At 60.9% G+C, this 17,153-nt stretch carries 18 protein-coding genes and 1 pseudogene; 11 read left to right on the forward strand and 8 right to left on the reverse strand.

All coding sequences use genetic code 11. The annotated features are described in order from the left end of the window. The first annotated feature begins 154 nt into the window (after window positions 1-154). The 3 genes from HOP52_RS07130 to HOP52_RS07140 all read left to right on the forward strand — a co-directional run bounded on the left by HOP52_RS07130 (window position 155) and on the right by HOP52_RS07140 (window position 3,301). Window positions 155-931, forward strand: coding sequence for a hypothetical protein (locus HOP52_RS07130; protein WP_238976681.1), 777 nt, complete (start codon window positions 155-157; stop codon window positions 929-931). A 145-nt stretch (window positions 932-1,076) separates the two neighbouring features. Then, the gene (locus tag HOP52_RS07135; RefSeq protein ID WP_238976682.1) at window positions 1,077-2,438 is read left to right on the forward strand and encodes an IS1380 family transposase; all 1,362 of its coding nucleotides are present in this window, start codon (window positions 1,077-1,079) and stop codon (window positions 2,436-2,438) included. Window positions 2,439-2,866: 428 nt separating this feature from the next. Next, a complete protein-coding gene (locus HOP52_RS07140) occupies window positions 2,867-3,301 on the forward strand; it encodes an Lrp/AsnC family transcriptional regulator (protein ID WP_238976683.1) in 435 nt (144 codons plus the stop codon). Window positions 3,302-3,320: 19 nt separating this feature from the next. Here the strand turns inward: HOP52_RS07140 and HOP52_RS07145 are convergent, their stop codons facing one another. The 6 genes and pseudogenes from HOP52_RS07145 to HOP52_RS07170 form a co-directional block, all read right to left on the reverse strand. After that, complete coding sequence (locus HOP52_RS07145; RefSeq protein ID WP_238976684.1) at window positions 3,321-4,577, reverse strand: APC family permease; 1,257 nt, start codon at window positions 4,575-4,577, stop codon at window positions 3,321-3,323. Further along, complete coding sequence (locus HOP52_RS07150) at window positions 4,570-4,911, reverse strand: cupin domain-containing protein (RefSeq protein WP_238976685.1); 342 nt, start codon at window positions 4,909-4,911, stop codon at window positions 4,570-4,572. The genes HOP52_RS07145 and HOP52_RS07150 overlap by 8 nt, the downstream gene beginning before the upstream one ends. Next, the gene (locus HOP52_RS07155) at window positions 4,908-5,651 is read right to left on the reverse strand and encodes a YqcI/YcgG family protein (RefSeq protein ID WP_238976686.1); all 744 of its coding nucleotides are present in this window, start codon (window positions 5,649-5,651) and stop codon (window positions 4,908-4,910) included. Before HOP52_RS07155 ends, HOP52_RS07150 begins: the two co-directional genes overlap by 4 nt. A gap of 461 nt (window positions 5,652-6,112) precedes the next feature. Continuing rightward, a pseudogene (locus tag HOP52_RS07160) lies at window positions 6,113-6,493 on the reverse strand (transposase); the annotation flags it as partial. After that, on the reverse strand, window positions 6,462-7,016 hold the full coding sequence (locus HOP52_RS07165; protein ID WP_238976687.1) for a hypothetical protein: 555 nt from the start codon (window positions 7,014-7,016) through the stop codon (window positions 6,462-6,464). The pseudogene HOP52_RS07160 and the gene HOP52_RS07165, both read right to left, overlap by 32 nt. Beyond that, window positions 7,013-7,405, reverse strand: a complete 393-nt coding sequence (locus tag HOP52_RS07170; protein ID WP_238976688.1) for an HIT family protein — start codon at window positions 7,403-7,405, stop codon at window positions 7,013-7,015. Before HOP52_RS07170 ends, HOP52_RS07165 begins: the two co-directional genes overlap by 4 nt. Before the next feature lie 404 nt (window positions 7,406-7,809). Between HOP52_RS07170 and HOP52_RS07175 the strand changes: the two genes are divergently transcribed. From HOP52_RS07175 to HOP52_RS07200, 6 genes are all read left to right on the forward strand, one after another. Next, window positions 7,810-8,376 (forward strand): virulence RhuM family protein, encoded by a 567-nt coding sequence (locus tag HOP52_RS07175; RefSeq protein WP_238976689.1) that lies wholly within the window; start codon window positions 7,810-7,812, stop codon window positions 8,374-8,376. Next, window positions 8,369-9,400 carry an AlbA family DNA-binding domain-containing protein gene (locus tag HOP52_RS07180; RefSeq protein WP_238976690.1) on the forward strand — a complete coding sequence of 344 codons (1,032 nt, stop codon included), beginning with the start codon at window positions 8,369-8,371 and terminating at the stop codon, window positions 9,398-9,400. The genes HOP52_RS07175 and HOP52_RS07180 overlap by 8 nt, the downstream gene beginning before the upstream one ends. Before the next feature lie 23 nt (window positions 9,401-9,423). After that, window positions 9,424-10,026 (forward strand): hypothetical protein, encoded by a 603-nt coding sequence (locus HOP52_RS07185; RefSeq protein ID WP_238976691.1) that lies wholly within the window; start codon window positions 9,424-9,426, stop codon window positions 10,024-10,026. Then, window positions 10,016-10,225: a hypothetical protein gene (locus HOP52_RS07190; RefSeq protein ID WP_238976692.1), complete on the forward strand. Its 210-nt coding sequence runs from the start codon at window positions 10,016-10,018 to the stop codon at window positions 10,223-10,225. Before HOP52_RS07185 ends, HOP52_RS07190 begins: the two co-directional genes overlap by 11 nt. A gap of 112 nt (window positions 10,226-10,337) precedes the next feature. Then, window positions 10,338-10,763, forward strand: coding sequence for a VOC family protein (locus HOP52_RS07195; RefSeq protein WP_238976693.1), 426 nt, complete (start codon window positions 10,338-10,340; stop codon window positions 10,761-10,763). 98 nt (window positions 10,764-10,861) lie between these two features. Further along, a complete protein-coding gene (locus HOP52_RS07200) occupies window positions 10,862-11,578 on the forward strand; it encodes a glutathione S-transferase family protein (RefSeq protein ID WP_238976694.1) in 717 nt (238 codons plus the stop codon). Between the two features lie 170 nt (window positions 11,579-11,748). On the opposite strand, the gene HOP52_RS07205 is transcribed toward HOP52_RS07200, so the two are convergent. Beyond that, window positions 11,749-13,509 carry a methyl-accepting chemotaxis protein gene (locus HOP52_RS07205; RefSeq protein ID WP_238976695.1) on the reverse strand — a complete coding sequence of 587 codons (1,761 nt, stop codon included), beginning with the start codon at window positions 13,507-13,509 and terminating at the stop codon, window positions 11,749-11,751. 409 nt (window positions 13,510-13,918) lie between these two features. Between HOP52_RS07205 and HOP52_RS07210 the strand changes: the two genes are divergently transcribed. Together HOP52_RS07210 and HOP52_RS07215 are read left to right on the forward strand one after the other, a co-directional pair. Beyond that, window positions 13,919-14,674: a TIGR01458 family HAD-type hydrolase gene (locus HOP52_RS07210; protein ID WP_238976696.1), complete on the forward strand. Its 756-nt coding sequence runs from the start codon at window positions 13,919-13,921 to the stop codon at window positions 14,672-14,674. Window positions 14,675-14,948: 274 nt separating this feature from the next. Beyond that, entirely contained in the window at window positions 14,949-15,563 is a 615-nt protein-coding gene (locus tag HOP52_RS07215) for a LysE family translocator (protein WP_238976697.1), read from the forward strand. A gap of 68 nt (window positions 15,564-15,631) precedes the next feature. Here HOP52_RS07215 and HOP52_RS07220 read toward each other — a convergent pair whose 3' ends face one another. Beyond that, entirely contained in the window at window positions 15,632-16,873 is a 1,242-nt protein-coding gene (locus HOP52_RS07220) for an NAD(P)/FAD-dependent oxidoreductase (RefSeq protein ID WP_238976698.1), read from the reverse strand. Window positions 16,874-17,153: the final 280 nt, after the last annotated feature.

Raw genomic sequence — 17,153 nt, forward strand, 5'->3', positions numbered from 1 at the left:
CGTCATCGTGTAACGCTTTGATCTTGTGAATCATTCCCCAGTCCTTCACGTCTCCGTCCCGACCCTTGGCTGAGCCGACACGGTAGGTGGACGGTGGCAACGCTGCCACCTCGGGGGTGGGTCAAAAGCGTTGGCCGGTACTGGGTCACTTTACTTGGCCATTAACAAGTGGAAGGAGGTGGTAGGCAAGGTAAAGAGCGGGGCCTTGCTGGGCAAGGGTACCGAAGAGGTGGAGAACACTGTCTCGAGTTGGCACCAGGAACAGCGTGATCTCTGCCTGGTGATGAGCCGCAAACTGGGCCGACCCGTCAAGCTCAAGCTGGCCCGTGCCCATCGCACCGACCCGGTGAAGCGCCTCAAGGACGACTGTGAAGTCCTGGCGAAGGAAAAGGTGCTGTGCTGCTGTCTGGAAGTGCCGGATGCCGCCGCGGACCTGGAGGTCACTGCCGATCTCACCAAGCGCACGATCGTCTGCTCGATGCGACTCGCGGCACCACAGGACAAGAAGCGCAGCACGGCCAGGGTCAACTGGCTGGCGCGCCAACTCACCAAGGCAGAGCCCGAGGGCATGTTTGTAAAGGCGATCCGCCCCGGCCGTGCCGAAGAGACCCAAGCAGCCCTGGCTCAGGTGCTCGAAGATGCCACGGCGCTGGATTCTCCTGCCACGACTGTGGTCCCGAGCGCCTTCGAGGTCTTCTATATGGCCGATCTTGCCCATCGGTTCGCCGGTAGCAAGGTCTTTATCGAGGAACTGGAGAAGGCCGTACCGCATTTCTATGAGCAGGTAGGCCAGCGCCTGCGTGCCTGGGTGGCGCCGCCGCCCAAGCTGCACCGGCGAGACCCGGTTGAGGGGAAGAGCGATCCCGAAGGGGGTGGCGAGGAAGCGGAAGGCAGCCTGGGTCATGCGGAAGGCTGGGAAGCAGCGGAGTAGCCTTAGGCCGGCATATTTTTATAGGTTTTTGTTTTTGTTCTTTTTTTACTTTGCCCTGAATCCGTGAGGCTGGCCCCTTGAAGGGCTTCTAACCCACTGACCTGCATGGCAATATAGTCGATATCGCCTTCACCCAGACAGAGCCATGCCCAACGTCAAGTTCCGCGCCAGTCGCCGCACCCTCACCAGCCACACCGGGCTGTCGATCATCGGGCAGTGCTTCGAGATCGCCGGCGTTGACAGCATCGACGGGCGCTTCCCCACCACGTTGGGCATGCGCACCAGCGATGTGGTTAAGAGCTACCTGGGCCTGCTGTGTCTGGGCATGAGCGACTATGACGCCATCGAGAACTTCCGCCGCGACAAGCCTTTCCAACAGCTGCTGACCCTGCAGAAGGTGCCGAGCACCGCTACGCTGCGACAGCGGCTGGAGAAGCTCGCCGCCAACGACCTGCAGGCACGCACCGCTGCCTGGTCCACCACCCTGCTGTCACTGGTCGAGGCACCGATCACCGCCGAGACGACACACGTCTGCCTGGACATCGACACCTTCGTCATGGACAACAGCAATTCGAAGAAGGAAGGCGTCTCGCGGACCTACCAGAAGGTCGACGGCTATACCCCGATCGCCGCCTACCTGGGCAACGAAGGCTGGTGTCTGGGACTGGAGTTGCGCCCCGGCAAGCAGCACACCATGAAGGAAAGCAACGCCTTCCTGGAGCGGGTGCTGCCCCGAGCCCAGGGTCTGACCGAGCAACCTATCCTGCTGCGCGAGGACAGCGGCTTCGACAGCCAGGCGCACCTGGCACTTCTCGAACAGCAGCGGCAGGCCTTTGCCGACGCGGGCCGTCGGCTCGACTATCTCGTCAAATGGAACCCGCGCGGCTCGGCGTCGGCCGATCAGGACACCTGGCTGGCCGTGGCGGCGGACTATTGGGAAGAGCTGCGCCCTGGCAAGCGCCAGGCGCTGTGGACTCAGGCCGTCTCGATCCACGATGACAACAAGATCGAATACGTCGTCAAGCGCGTGATGCGCCTGGTGGAGCGCACCGCCGATCGCGATGGCCAACTGCTGCTCGAACCGGACTATGAGCTGGAAGGTTGGTGGACCAGCCTGGACGAGGCGCCGGAGGCGGTGATCAAGCGCTATCAGGCGCATGCCACCCACGAGCAGTTCCATAGTGAGATCAAGACTGATCTCGACCTGGAGCGACTGCCCTCGGGCAAGTTCGCCACCAACGATCTGATCCTGCATCTCGCCCAGCTGGCCTACAACATCCTGCGGCTGATGGGGCAGCTGGGCATGACCGGCGAGCTGAGCCCCGTGCGCCATCCCGCCAAGCGGCGCCGGATTCGCACCGTGCTACAAGAGCTGGTGCATCGGGCGGCCCTGGTGATCCACAAGGCGCGACAGATCCTCCTCGACTTCGGGCAGGAAATCGGGCGCATGACGGTGTTACACACCCTGCGAAGCCGCCTGCGCTATCCCCGAGGCACCCCATGCTGATCCGCTGTCGGATAACGCCTTCAGGTAGCCTGCTGTCGGTTGCCGGCAGCCAGCCTCAGCATGCCCGCCAGATGGAGATGCCGGCTAAAACGGGCCGTCGAAGCCAGCAGAGGCAGCGATGGTCGGCCATCACCGGCATGCATCGGGCAGTGGAGACGGGAGCGGAGGTCAACAAATGCTCGTTGGCGGTGGTAGGGACAGTGTCGGCGCCGGCATCACGGATTCAGGACAGAAGAAAGCGGCGCTGGATGAGACGTATCTGGCGGACATTCTCGCGGTGTGACAGTTTTCATGCGTTTTCCCTGTGGCTGCCACTGAGTGCGTACCTCTCGTTTGACCGACTTTGTGATGAGGTACACCGCCTGCTCGGTGGCTGTGGAACTGATCACGTGATTAATTTTGAATAGGCACTTAGGAGACCCAGGAGAATGAATTTTAAGGACGATATAGACAGTCAGATCATAGAGGTCTTGAAAATCAATGCTAGAGAGAAAGTATCGGATATCGCCCGGAAGGTGAATAGGTCAAGAACAGCTGTTGAAAAAAGAATTAATCGACTTGAGTCAGCCGGAATTATTAAAGGCTACAGCGCCATTGTCGCAGCAGAAGAAAACGATGGAGATAAACTGCGTGGCTTTGTCATAATTCAGCATGCTGACGATTCACAGTGTGAAGACATCCTTAGCGATGTCTCGAATTTCAACATCATAAGAAAGAAATCTTCGGTCTATGGGGAGCTGGATCTAATTCTTGATGTTGAGTACAGCAATCTTGAAGAGCTTATGGAGCTGAAATATTTCCTGACAAATCATCCCAAGGTCAGAAATGTCATCATTGCCCCTGTAATAAAGGAGTGGGCCTGAGCCCACTCTAACATTGAACTCATTGAACATCAGCCGTTACGACCCCGAGCTTAAAGATATAGATCATAGTCGATAAGGTCGCGATCAGAAGTGGATATAGCACGCCTCCTCCTTGAAGTATAACGATGGCTGCGCAAACAGCTAATCCCAAGATGGCTATCACTCTCTCGGTCCATCGTTGTGCTAATTTCACCAATGCCATTGCTGAAAACCCATACAGTATAATGAAATTTTGCCCTGCCAAGGTGAGCAACCTTTCAATACCCAAGAGCCCAACCCAATCAAGAATGACGATGATAAAAAATACCGCGATAATTGTAATGAGAGAGTAATAAGGCTGGCCTTTCGTCAGCGCATGAAGGTAAGTGGGAGCAATCCTCTCTTTGGAAAGAGAATAAACCATCCTCGATACGCCCCAAGTGGCGGCACAGAGGTTGGCATAGATCAAGGTTATTGAAACCAATCCTACCAGAAGACTGCCATAAGAGCCGACATGATTGTTGATGATTGCCGTGAAAGGTGATGTGTAGTTTCCGTTCAAATCCGCTCTTTGTGCCACATAGGCCATGACCAGGTATAAGGAAACTGCCAATAGGAATGACATCCACATAGCAATTGGCAAGTCTTTCTTTGGTTCCTTGAACTCTCCCGTGATGCTTGCACCCACCTCCCATCCGGTAAAGGCAAAAAAGATCATTGGTATAACTAGCCATATCATCTCCAGCTCCGCCATATTCGATGGCAACGAAATCTGGCTATGTGTAGGCTCGCCATATACGAGTGAAAATGAGAAAAGCGCAAGCACCACTAGAAAGGCGACGAGCACCCACGATAGCCATTGGTTTAATTTTCCCGCCAACTCTACGGATTGCAGATTCAAGACCAATACTCCAGCGAGGATGGTCAAAGCGTAAAGGTGCGAAGATCCACCAAAGGTGGAGCTGGCATAGTACCCGCCTGTCAGAGCAATAGCGGGCAAACCGAGAACCACTGCGCCGAGAAGCATGAATGACGCAATGATATATGCAAGCTTTCCATAAGCTTGCTGCACAAAGGTAGCTATACCACCGGGACCTGGGTACCGGCTTCCCAAAATTATAAATATGATGAAAAAAGGGGTAGCCAACAATGCACATACCAACCACGATACGAATGATAGATCACCTATCTTTTGTACGGTTAGTCCTGGGAGAACCAATAGGCCCGCTCCTAGCACAATATTTATGAAGAGGGCGGTTCCTCGCCATACGGAAAGCGTTTTCTGAAGCTCAGTCATGATTTTGCTCTCTCATTTCTTGATAAAGCGCTTTGCGCACATCCTGAAAGCAAATAGCATAAATGCACCCAAATTCTGATGAGGTTGATTTGTGCCGAGTTCCTGCTGGGAGCATTACATATTCGCCTGGTCCACAGGTTATCACATCATCCCCGATGCTAAAGATGATACGGCCTTTAATGATGATCAGAGTTTCATTGATATCATGCTGATGCCAATCATGCGTATGGCAGGGCTTGTCTTGTTGCAGCTCGATGCACCCTTGGTCAGGCAGTAGCATTGCAAGCTTGCTCAGATCGAGTTGCGAGACGGAACCACTGTAATATGAGCTCATGATAACCCCTTAAGTGACTTGAATGGACATTCTTTCGGCTTGTTAACATCGTCAAGGAAATATTGCCTTGACTCCAGTACGCCCTCTTGGCCATAGACACCTAAATCGGGAGAGATCGGCGTGACATCGTATTTCTGTAATATGCTTCTAACCTTTGAGAACGCCTTTTTAGCTTGCGCAGGAGTCCCTAAAATGTTGTCAAAGACCCATCGTGGCTGGAATGTGATCATATAGTGGTGCGAATGCCTGCTGTACCTCAGTACGTGAGATGGTGTATTGCAAACCACAAAAATAGGTTCGCCCGCAAAACAGAACTCCCAGTTTTTATGGGATATATCGACTGGAATGTCTCTAGGCCAGGGTTGATCATCAGTTTCTGCCAGCGCCTTGAGGGTATTCCAGAATGCAGTAAAGTAATGGTCCAGCTCAAGCCTTTTATCTGTGTTGGTAAAGAGCACCAAAGAGGTATTGTTCCCATAAGACCGTGAATGCTTGAGATATGCTCTAAGCTGCTTGGCAAGCTTTTTAATGTCGATTGCTTCGTGGAAGATATATCTTAGATGATTGTGTTTTAATCCGTGTACGCCGAAGATGCAAGGGAATGGGTGGTCCTCACTGGTCATTGTGCTCTTGAAGCTATCAAATGCATCTCTCTGCCAAGTGCCTGTATGAAACTTCTCAGGTACCGAGTGATTATCCTCAATGCCAAGCTCTGTTCTTGATATCTGACTGATAGACATTTTTTCCTCAATCATGTAAACGATTAATAGAAGGTTTAATGGTAATGCATGTCGCCCTTGTTTTCATTTTCAGAACAAGACTTGTGATTCTTTATTTCCCTAAAATAAGTTGCGTTATCGTTGCCTGGACGTTTTTTCTTAATCTTTCTGGTGTGGATATTCAGGTAGTGATAGTAAAATCAAAACCATCAGCTGGTGCCATGTTTACAGTGATGGTATTTACCCCGCCTCATTCATGAGGGCGCTGATTGAGCATCGTGATGAAGTGATCCCCTCCAGAGCTGCACAGGCTATAGTGCAGCCATCAGGAGCAGCATTTGCGACGTGAGAGTCAGCCGGCCAATGTCCGAACAGCGCGTTTTCTTCGCTGTTCTATAACTTTTAGGAATCAATTTCGGCCATCAGAGCAGCAGTGATCGCCGGCCATCGTGGTGGCCGTCTTGTTCTTGGGTCGATTGTGGTATCGCCCGGGCGTGCAACGACAGCGTGGCAGCGACTTTGAGCACCTGCTCGCGCATCCGTATCAGGCTCCAGCCTTGGCGGGTTTACCGCTCCAGCAGGCAGCGTAGACCGTGCAGGACCTGATAGGCGTAGAGGCTCAGCAGCAGGCTCACCTCGTTGCGGGCCATCACATCCTGGACGGTGGAGGCGCCGCGATCCGTCGACGAGAGATGCACGTCGAGCGCCGACTTCACCTCGCCCATGTGCGCCTCGGCGCTGCCGCGCTTGCGGTAGAGTGCCAGGACCCTTTCCGGCGGCCAGTCGAACTTGCTGAGATTGGTGACCAGGAAGAAGGCATGCAGCAGCAGATCATCGGGGCGTTCCTGCACCACCAGCACCACCAGCACCACCAGCACCACCAGCACCACCAGCACCACCAGCACCACCAGCACCACCCCCCAGTGTCAGGATGAGTGTCGTACCCTCTGATACCCTGTTCTTACATACCGACCAGGGGGCGAAAGGAGACAGCAGCCGGTACGGCACGAAGCGCAGCAGGCTGTCGGCCTGGATCGCTTCGTACTGGTCCGCAATCGCCTGTCTGAGCCGAGCGTGGGTGTTCGGGTTGGTTAGCGCTCGCTCATCCAGGCTGAAATCCAGTCGGTCGAGCACTCTGCCGGTCTGGTCCTGGAGGCCGAATGAGAGTCGGAAGAAGTTATGCGGGTACCAGGCGAGGGCCAGCATCTCGGTCGCCAGTTCCCGTAGCTCGATGGTGGTGTCGCGGGCACCGCTTTTTTCTCTCTCCAGCAGGGTGTTGAGCAGGGCCTGGAAGAACACCAGCTTGTAGGAGTTGGTCGTGCTGTTGAAAAGCTGGCTGAAGGCGTGGGTATCGACCTCGCCACAAGGGGGCGGCTGTATCGTCATGACCAGTAATCCGCCTTGTCAGGAAAGATCCAGCGAACGCCGCCCCGTGGGTCTGGCTGGTCACCTTGATAGCGAGGCATCACATGCACATGGAGGTGCGGGACGGTCTGGCCTCCTGCCGTCCCCTGGTTGATGCCGATATTGTAGCCATCCGGCCGATGGCTCTCGTCGAGTAACTTCTGGGCCTCCGTTACAGCCGCAAAGAGGGTTGTCTGCTCTTCCTGAGTGAGCTCGGCGAGGGTACCGACATGTCGAAAGGGAATCACCAGGGTATGCCCTGGAGAAACCGGGAAGCCATCCTGGTACACGAAGAAGTGCGCGTGCCGGGCGATGACCCGGGTACTTTCCGGATGGCAGAAGGGGCAGTTGGTGCTGGCGTCGCGTTCCATGCGTGGACTCCAGGCGGTGGTGGAAACCGTGGCAGCGCGATTCAGCGTACCATCGTCACCTCGGCGAGAGGAAATGAGGGAGAGGCCCTCCTGACTTACAGGTCCGATAATCGGTCATGATACAGGCCGTCACCGTGGCGGCGTCGCCGGTGACGCTCTCGGTCGGCACGCTGGATTGGTTCGGGCTGGGGCCGGTATCGGTGCGACAGGGTGGCAGGGCTGTGGCATTGGCTCGGCACAGCCGGGTAAGCTGGTTTGTCATTCCGGTCAAGGATGCCGTATATGGATAGGGTTCATCACATGAGGCTTGTATCTGGCCGGTACTCGCAAGCGACTCTCGGCCTTTATCCAGGCCCCCGAGGTCGGCAAGCTGGCAGAAGCCTGACTGAGGGAGGCGCTGGCCCATGACTGACTCCCATATTCAGCTCTTCACCTCTGCGGATGGTCAGGCGCAGCTTGAGGTTGCACTGGACCAGGAGACCGTCTGGCTTAGCCAGGCGCAGATGGGACAGCTGTTCGACACCACCCCGGAAAACGTTCTGATGCACCTGAAGAACATTTTCAATGGCGAGGAGCTGGACGAGGAGGCAACTACTAAGGATTTCTTAGTCGTTCGCCAGGAGAGGAAGCGCCAGGTTCGGCGCCGCATCAAGCACTACAACCTGGATGCCATCATCTCGGTCGGCTACCGGGTCAGTTCCAAGCGAGCCACCCAGTTCCGTCAGTGGGCGACGCGGGTGCTCAAGGAGCATCTGGTGCAGGGCTATACGCTGAACCAGCGGCGGCTGGAAGAGCGCGGAGTGGAGTTCGAGCGGGCGGTCGACCTGCTCAGCCGCACCCTGGCCAATCAGGGCCTGGTGTCCGCCGAGGGCGAGGCGGTGGCCCGGGTGATCAGCGACTATGCTCGCTCCTGGAGCCTGCTGCAGGGTTACGATGAGCAAGCCCTGACCGAGGGAGACGGTGATGCTTGAAATCGACTCCCTGGAGGACATCGCCGTCCTGCGCGAGAGCGTGGACGTGGAGTGCAAGCTGGCTCAGGGGCGAGACGGCAAGGGGGCGCTGCCCAGGGAGTTCTGGCCGACCTATAGCGCCTTCGCCAACACCCAGGGAGGCGATATCCTCCTGGGGGTGCGCGAGAAGTCCGGTGACCGTTTCGAGCTGGCCGGCGTCGCCGATCCTCAGAAGGTTATCGACGAGCTCTGGACCGGGCTCAATAATCCCCAGAAGGTCAGCGTCAACCTGTTGCGCGACTGCTGGGTGCGTATCCTCGAGATCGATGGCAAGGCCGTCGTGCATGTCCATGTGCCGGCGGCCACCCGCAAGCAGCGGCCGGTCTATCTGCGCGGCAATCCCCTGACCGGGACCTATCGCCGCTTCAGCAGCACCGATCACCTGCTGGGTGAGGAGCAGGTGCGTCGCATGCTGGCCGAGCAGGTTGAGGACAGCCGTGACAATGAGGTCCTGCGGGGCTTTGGTCTGGATGACCTGGACGTCGAGAGCTTCAACCAGTATCGCCAGCTGTATGCCAATCGGCAGCCCGACCATCCCTGGAACCATCTGGATGCCCAGGCGTTTCTCTATCAGATCGGTGGCTGGCGCAAGGACCGGGAAACCGAGCGCTCGGGGCTGACGCGTGCCGGACTTTTGATGTTCGGCCAGCAGGTCGCCATCATCGAGGCATTCCCCAACTACATGCTGGATTACCAGGAACGCCCCGAGCCCAAAGCGGAGCTGCGCTGGGTCGATCGGCTGACCCTGGATGGCAGCTGGTCGGGGAACGTGTTTGACTTCTATCGTCGCGTGATCCGCAAGCTGACCGCCGACCTCAAGGTGCCCTTCGCCCTTGAGGGCGACCAGCGCCAGGACGATACCCTGGTGCACAAGGCGCTGCGTGAGGCCCTGGTCAACACCCTGGTGCATGCGGACTACACCGGGCGGGCCTCGATCCTGGTGGTCAAGCGACCGGACATGTTCGGCTTTTCTTCTCCGGACTGACCGACAAAGAGCGTCTGGTACTCGTGACCGCTTCCATCGAAAAGGCAGTGGATCACCGCCGGATGATGTCCATCCTGGATATCCATCCTCGCGATCTGAGCCAGCTCCTGTCGGGATTGGTGGAGAAGGGGCTGATGCTGCGCGATGGGGCCGGCCGGGGTACGGTGTACTTCCTGCCGGACGCGCACCTGGAGGATGTCTTCATGGAGCTGGAGATGGCAGACGGGGGATCAGGCTCCAGCTCTGAACCTTTGGAGGCTAGCTCTGAGCCTTTGGACGTGAGCTCCGGACTTTTGGGCGTGAGCTCCGGACCTTTGGGCATTAGCTCCGGACCTTTGGGCATTAGCTCCGGACCTTGGGAGGAGCTACAGGAGCTGGCGAGGCCCGTCGCCGAGAAGGGCAAGGCGCCGAAGGCCAAGGTGGAGGAGGTAATCCTGGCCCTCTGCTGCCGGCGTCCATTACGGTTGGATGAATTGACTCGCTTGCTCAATCGTTCGGCGGAGTCATTGCGCAAGCACTATCTGCAGCCCATGGTCAGGGCTCGACGGCTCAAACTGCTGTACCCGACCAAGCCCAATCACCCCCACCAGGCCTATATCACGGAGGAGCCAGGCCATGATCAGTGAGAGCCAGCTGGAACAGCTCTGCCTGGCGTGGTTCGCCGACAACGGCTGGGAGATCGCCCACGGGCCGGATCTCGCCCCCGACGGCGACGCGCGCGAGCTGCTGCGTGGTGAAGTGGTCCAATCGCTGGGTGCTGGCCTGGCGCAAGGAGTCCGAACCTGTGACGACTACACGGCATATCACCCTCCTGCTGTTTCATGACAGTAGTTGGAATGCTGGTTGCACGGCCTGAAGCGGGCTGATTTCGTGGCGTTGAATCTCGTCCGACGGCTATGGTGTTCCTATCAACAGGGGTTGGCTGGGAGGACCCGCGATGGAGCAGTGCATCAGTTTGATCACCCTGGGCGTCGGCGACCTGGCGCGGGCGCGGCGTTTCTATGAGGAGGGCCTGGGTTGGGAGGTGGGCATGGCGGTGGAGGGTGAGGTGGTCTTCTTCCAGCTCAACGGCCTGATTCTGTCGCTCTTTCCCCGCGTCGCCCTGGCCCGTGATGCCGGGGTGGGGGATAAGGGCAGCGGCTTCTCCGGCATCGCCCTGGCCCACAACGTCCGCTCGGAGCCCGAGGTGGACAGCGTACTGAGCGAGGCGGAGCGGGCCGGCGGGCGGATCGTCAAGCCGGCCAGCCGGGCGGAGTGGGGCGGCTATTCCGGCTATTTCGCCGACCCCGACGGTCACCTCTGGGAGGTGGCGTATAACCCCGGCTTCCCCATCGATGCCAAGGGCAATACCAGGCTCGGCTAAGCCGCCGGCGTAGCGTTGGCGGGGCAGGGGGGCGGTGCCTTTCGCATCCGGCACGGTCAGGGCACCATGCCCTGATGTCTGCCGATGGGAACGCCACCATGATTCGACTCCACCACTGCGTCAGTGCTCGCTCCTTCCGCCCCCTCTGGCTGCTCGAGGAGCTGGGGCTGCCCTATGAGCTGGTGATGCACGCCTTTCCGCCCCGGGTGCACGATGCGGCCTTCCTCGAGATCAACCCGCTGGGCACGGTGCCCGCGCTGTTCGACGGCGAGGTGGCCATGACCGAGTCGGCGGCGATCTGCCAGTACCTCGCCTCCCGCCACCCGGAGTCGGGCCTGGATGTGGCGCCGAGCGACCCGGCCTATGGCGACTACTTGAATTTCCTGCACTTCGGCGAGGCGACCCTGACCTTTCCCCAGACCCTGGTGCTGCGCTACGGCCACTTCGAACCGCCGGAGCGGCGCCAGCCCCAGGTGGTGGAGGACTACGCCCGCTGGTGCCTCTCACGTCTGCGCACCCTGGAGCCTCGCCTGGCGCGGGAGCCCTTCCTCTGCGCCGGGCGCTTCACCGCCGCCGATGTCTCGGTGGGCTATGCGCTGCTGCTGGCCAGCCATATCGGCCTGAGCGAGCGCTTCAAGCCCGCCGTTGCCGCCTACTGGGAGCGCCTGCAGCAGCGCGCGGCCTTCCAGCGTGCCCTGGCCGTCGAGCGGGAAGCGGCCCTGGCCCAGGGCGTCTCGCCCGAGTCGGCCATGGAGTGGCACGAGCGCCACGACGCTGGCGACTTCACGCCGGGAGCCAGGACACGCGAGAAGTGACGGTCTGATCCCCTCCAGGGAGGGGATCCCTGGCACCGCGATGTCTGTGTCCGAAGGATACCTTTCACCGACCGGATGTGCCCCGGAGGAGCGGGCGCTTGCGTATCCGGGGCGGCGGTGTGCCCGGGTGGAGGGAGGGCGTTTGTCGCCCTCCCTCGTTGCGCCTGGTGTCAGGATGCCAGGGCGGCGGGGCGGTGCTCGAGGATCGCCACCTCCTGACGGCTGGGCGAGGCGTCGAGCGCCGTGGCGGTACCCTCCCCGAGCCGGAAGGCGCTGACCGCCTTGACCAACTGGTGGGCCTGCCGATCCAGGTTCTCGGCGGCGGTCGCGGCCTCTTCCACCAGGGCGGCGTTCTGTTGGGTGACCTCGTCGAGCTGAGACACGGCCGTATTGACCTGACCGAGCCCGGCGGTTTGCTCGGCGGTGGCGGCACGGATATCGCTGATCACCTGGCTCACCCGGTTCACGCGCTCGACGATCTCCTCCATGGTCTTGCCGGTTCGATTCACCAGGCCGCTGCCGGTTTCCACCTTGGCCACGCTGTTCTGGATCAGTTCCCGGATCTCCTGGGCCGATTCGGCGCTGCGCTGGGCCAGCTTGCGTACCTCGCCGGCGACCACCGCGAAGCCGCGTCCCTGTTCTCCGGCTCGGGCGGCTTCCACCGAGGCGTTGAGGGCCAGGATATTGGTCTGGAAGGTGATCTCGTCCATGACGCCGATGATGTTGGCGATGCGACGCGAGGCGCTCTGGATCTCCTCCATGGTGGCCACCACCTGGGTCACCACCTGGCCCCCCTCCGCGGCGGCCTGGCTGGCGCTGCCGGAGAGGGATTCCGCCTGCGTGGCGCTCTCGCTGGTGCTGCGAACGGTGTGGGCGATTTGCTCCATGGAGGCCGCGGTCTGCTGCAGGTTGGCGGCCTGCTCCTCGGTGCGCTGAGAGAGGTCGGTGTTCCCCACGGCGATCTGGTTGGCGGCGATCGCCACGCCTTCGCTGCCGTCGCGTACCGAGCGCACGACTCGCTGGAGCGATGTCTGCATCTCGGCCAGGGCGGCCAGCAGGCTGCCGGCCTTGGCGCGACCGAGATCGATATGCTGGGAAAGGTCGCCATCGGCGATGCGGCCCACCAGGCTGCGTACCCGGGAGGGCTCGGCACCGAGCTGTCCCAGAATGCCGCGATAGCCCCAGGCCAGCAGCGCGGCGACCGCCACGACCAGGGCGATGGCCAGTCCCAGGGCCGCCAGGCTCCAGCGCTGGTATGCCAGGGTCGCCGTGGCCACGGCGTCGGCCGTGCGCCGGTCGAGCAGGTCATAGAAGGTATCGATGGCGGCCATGATGTTCGCCTTGTGGGCATGGTAGGCCTCGCCGTTGACCACCTCCATGGCCTGGAGAAGCTGTTCGAAGGCCGCAGCGTCGCCGTGGGGCAGCCCGCGGTGGGCCCGCTCGGCCAGGGTCATGGCGTCTCCTTCGAGCTCGGCGAGGGCTCCTGAGCGACGCTCCGCCTCGGCCAGAGCCTCCAGCTCGGCCTCGCTGAAGCCCGCCTGGCGCATCAGGTCGAGCAGGGCCACGGCCGGACCCAGGGTGCGCGGCGAGGGCTCTCCGGCGGCCAGGTAGTCCCAGTGGCCCCGCACGTACTGATCGGGGCGCGGTGCCCGTCCGTCACGGATATCCAGCGTCGCCTGGTAGTGGTCTCGCCAGCGCCCCTCCCCGGTGGCCACATAGGTGCGGGCGAACTGAGTGAGCCTATCGGAACTCTGGCGCAGCTCGGTGGCCAGCAGGAAGGCGTCGTAGCGGGCGGCGGTAGCAGCATCCACGGCGTCGTCGGCATTTCGAGCGCCGTAGACGGCTCCCAACAGCAGGCTAGAGAGGCTGAACACCACGCCGAAGAGGATCAGGAAGATCGTCTTGACGGGCAGGTTGCGATGTCGGTTCATAGGCTATGCATCCTTGTATGGGGTGTTATCGCTGGAGCGGTTCCACGGGGGCATCCAGGCCGGTTGTACCCTCGACTCGTTCAGTGCCCGAGTGGTGGTACGAAGAGCACCATATCGACACAAGGGAAAGAAGCTTTAGCAAATATTGACTCATGCCGAGTCGATGTCGCGGGGAAGCATGGCTGGGCCTCTGCTGTGACGAAGCGCGAGGGAGGTGACGCGGCCCATCGGGTCGAGGGCGCCCTCGACCGCTAAGGTTTCCCTCCCGATGGCAAGGCCGAGGAGGTGGCGGCCATGGCGAGAGGGCAGGCCACCTGAGGCCCGGCGCCACCAGGCGTGGATTGACAGCGCCGCGCGCTCGGGCATCAATGGAGGCAATCCTGCTGGCAAGCGACGGGGAGAGACGGTGATGCTAAAGGCGGTATTGCTCGATATCAGTGGCGTGCTGAGCGAGGACGGCGAGGCCCTGCCGGGCGCCGTGGACGCGGTGGCGCGGCTGCAGTCCGGCGGCTTGGCGCTGCGCTTTCTGACCAACACCTCGCGCAAGACCTCGGCGGCGGTGTGTGATGAGCTACAGCGACTGGGTTTCGCCCCTGCGCCCGAGCAGGTGTTCACCGCCCCGGGGGCCATCCGCCGCTATCTCGAGCGCAGCGGGCTGCATCCCTACCTGCTGATCCATAAGCGGCTCGAGCCGGAGTTTGCCGACCTGCCCCAGGGAGAGCCCAATGCGGTGGTGCTCGGCGATGCCGAGCAGCGCCTGGACTATGCCCACCTCGACGAGGCCTTCCGGCTGCTGCTGGAGGGTGCGCCGCTGCTTGCCGTGGGCACCAACCGCTACTTTCGCCAGGCGGGCACCCTGCACCTGGACGCGGGGCCCTTCGTGCGTGCCCTGGAATACGCCGCCGGCATCGAGGCGAAGGTGCTGGGAAAACCCTCGGGGGATTTCTTTCATGCCGTGCTCGACGAGATCGGCGTGGCACCCGGTGAGGCGCTGATGGTGGGCGATGATGTGGAGTGCGACGTCGCCGCCGCCATGGAGCTCGGCCTGCAGGCCTGCCTGATCCGCTCTGGCAAGTATCGCCCCGGGGATGAGGCGCGAGCGCCCCAGGCGCGCTGCGAGGCGAGCTTGGCCGAGCTGGTCGATGCGCTGCTGGAAACGCGATAGCCAGGCGTCATTACCGGATAAGCCAGGGAGTGCCGGCGAGCTGGCAGAAGTCGAGCTGGTGCAAGCGGCGCAGCAGCCCCTGTTCGCCGGCCCCTCAGCCAGGTGTCGTCATCCTTGAGTTCCCGCCAGGGTAGGACAGTAGGCGGCGCTCAGGCCAATCGAGCCGAGGGTTGGCCGCGTTGCTTTTCTCGGCGGCGGCAGTGATTCTTTATGATCATGCGATTTATTGATTGCCACGGATATGGTCCATTGAACGTTATGCGAGGAACGCGTTATGCCGTTGGAACTCTGGCTCTCCTTCTGCCTGGCTTCCCTGTTGATCATCGTGTCCCCCGGCCCTGCGGTGGCGCTGCTGGTCACCACCGGGGTCAACCGTGGTCGACGCGCCGCTCTGGCCATGTTGCCCGGCTTCTTTCTGGGCGACCTGCTGGCCATGACCCTGTCGTTCGCCGGGGTCGGCGCACTGCTGATGGCCTCCGCCGAACTGTTCCAGCTATTCAAGTGGCTCGGGGCCGCCTATCTACTCTACCTGGGCATCAAGATGTGGCGCGAAGCCGGTCAACTGGGCAATCTTGAGCCGTCGGGCGCGGATATCCGGTTCGGCACGGCCAAGGCGTTTCTGGTCACTGCGCTGAATCCCAAGAGCCTGGCCTTTTTCATGGCTTTCATGCCCCAGTTCGTGGCACCCAGCCAGCCGCTGTTGCCGCAGTTGGCCATCCTGTTTTCGACGTTTCTGGTCATCGGTGTGCTCAGCGATCTTGCCTTCACCTTCCTGGCGACCAGCGGCGGCCGGATTCTGAGCGCCCGGCTGCGCCGCATCCTGCATCGCACCGGTGCCGGCAGCCTGATCGGGGCGAGCGCCCTGGTCGCCGCCATGCGTCGGCCTTGAGGGGGCATGGGCGTCGAAGACCTTTCCTGGGCGCCGCAAGGGCGCCCGTTTTCGGAGAGGTCTTACATTCAGAAGCGATCGAGGCGGAACGGGGCCATATCCACCGCGGGCGCTTCGCCATCCATCATCTGGGCGAGCAGCTCGCCGGTGGCCGGACCCAGGGTAAAGCCCTGATGGCCGTGGCCGAAGGCGAGCCACAGCCCCGCCTTGTCGGGGGCCGGACCGATCACCGGCTTCATGTCGGGCATGCAGGGCCGTGCTCCTTTCCAGGGCTGGCCGTCGCGACGCTTGCCCAGCGGGAACAGCTTGCGTGCCGCCTTCTCGGCGGCGGCCAGCTGCTTGTACTGGGGCGGCGAGTCCAGGTCGGCAAGCTCGGCGCCGGTGGTCAGGCGAATCCCGGCGCGCATCGGCTCGAGCAGGAACCCCTTCTCGGCGTCCATCACCCAGTGGTTGAGCTCGGCCCCCTCCTCCGCAGAGTAGTGCATATGGTAGCCGCGCTTCACGAACAGCGGCACGTTCATGCCCATTCTTGACAGCAGTTCACCGGTCCAGGGCCCCATGGCCACCACCACTTCCTCGGCTTCCAGGGGCCCCTCGCTGGTCTTGACTCGCCAGCCCCCCTCTACCTGGAGCACCTCCTCGACGCTGGCCTGCTTCACATGGCCGCCCTGCTCCGCAAAGCTGCGGGCGTAGGCCTGCACCAGGCCGCCCGGGTCCGAGACCATCCAGGGCTGCGTCCAATGGATCGCCCCGATCAGCCCCTTGCCCAGATGCGGCTCCTTGGCGTAGAGCGCCTCGGCGTCAAGCACCTCAAACTCGACCCCGAAGCGCTCGTGGTTCTCTCTGGCCTCTTTCTGGCACTCCTCGAACGCCTTGCGGGTGCGGTAAAGCTCCAGCCAGCCGCCCTTGCGCACCAGCGCTTCGGCGCCGGCGGCCTCGATCATCGGCGCGTGGGCATCCTGGCAGCGCATGATCAGCGACGCCCACTCGCGTACGATGCGCTCGTAGCGCTTACCACTCGAGTTCAACCAGTAGCTCAGCAGCGGGCCCGCCGCGCTCATCATGCCGGTGGGGCGGTAGCGGATATCCACCTCGCGGTTGGGCAGCACCCGCAGCAGGGTGCCGATATCACGCGGGAAGGCGTAGGGGCGCACCGCCTCACGCTGGATGATGCCGGCATTGCCGAAGGAGGTCTCGAGCCCCGGCTCGCGGCGGTCCACCAGCGTGACGTCATGACCGCGACGCACCAGATGCCAGGCCACAGATACGCCGACCACGCCGGCACCAAGAACGATGATATTGCGGGCCATGAAGGTCTCCCAGCCGATGGATACAGAGGGTACAGAAAACTCCGCCGCGGGGCGGAGCCTGTCATCCAAGGAGTTTAGCAGCACTTCCCAGAAAATCGGTAGTATGCTGATAATTAAGATGATATGACTATGAAATATATAAAAATTGAGATTTTTATCCAAAACATAATGGATGGATAGATAATTTTTCGACCAGGCTCCTGGGGGAGGCCGCTTGGCGTGAATCAAGCCGCCGTGCGCCGGGATCAGAACGCTGGCGCTGGTGCCTGTGCCAAGGGGG

Origin of the sequence: Billgrantia campisalis (assembly GCF_022341425.1) — a bacterium.
Taxonomy (GTDB): domain Bacteria; phylum Pseudomonadota; class Gammaproteobacteria; order Pseudomonadales; family Halomonadaceae; genus Halomonas; species Halomonas campisalis.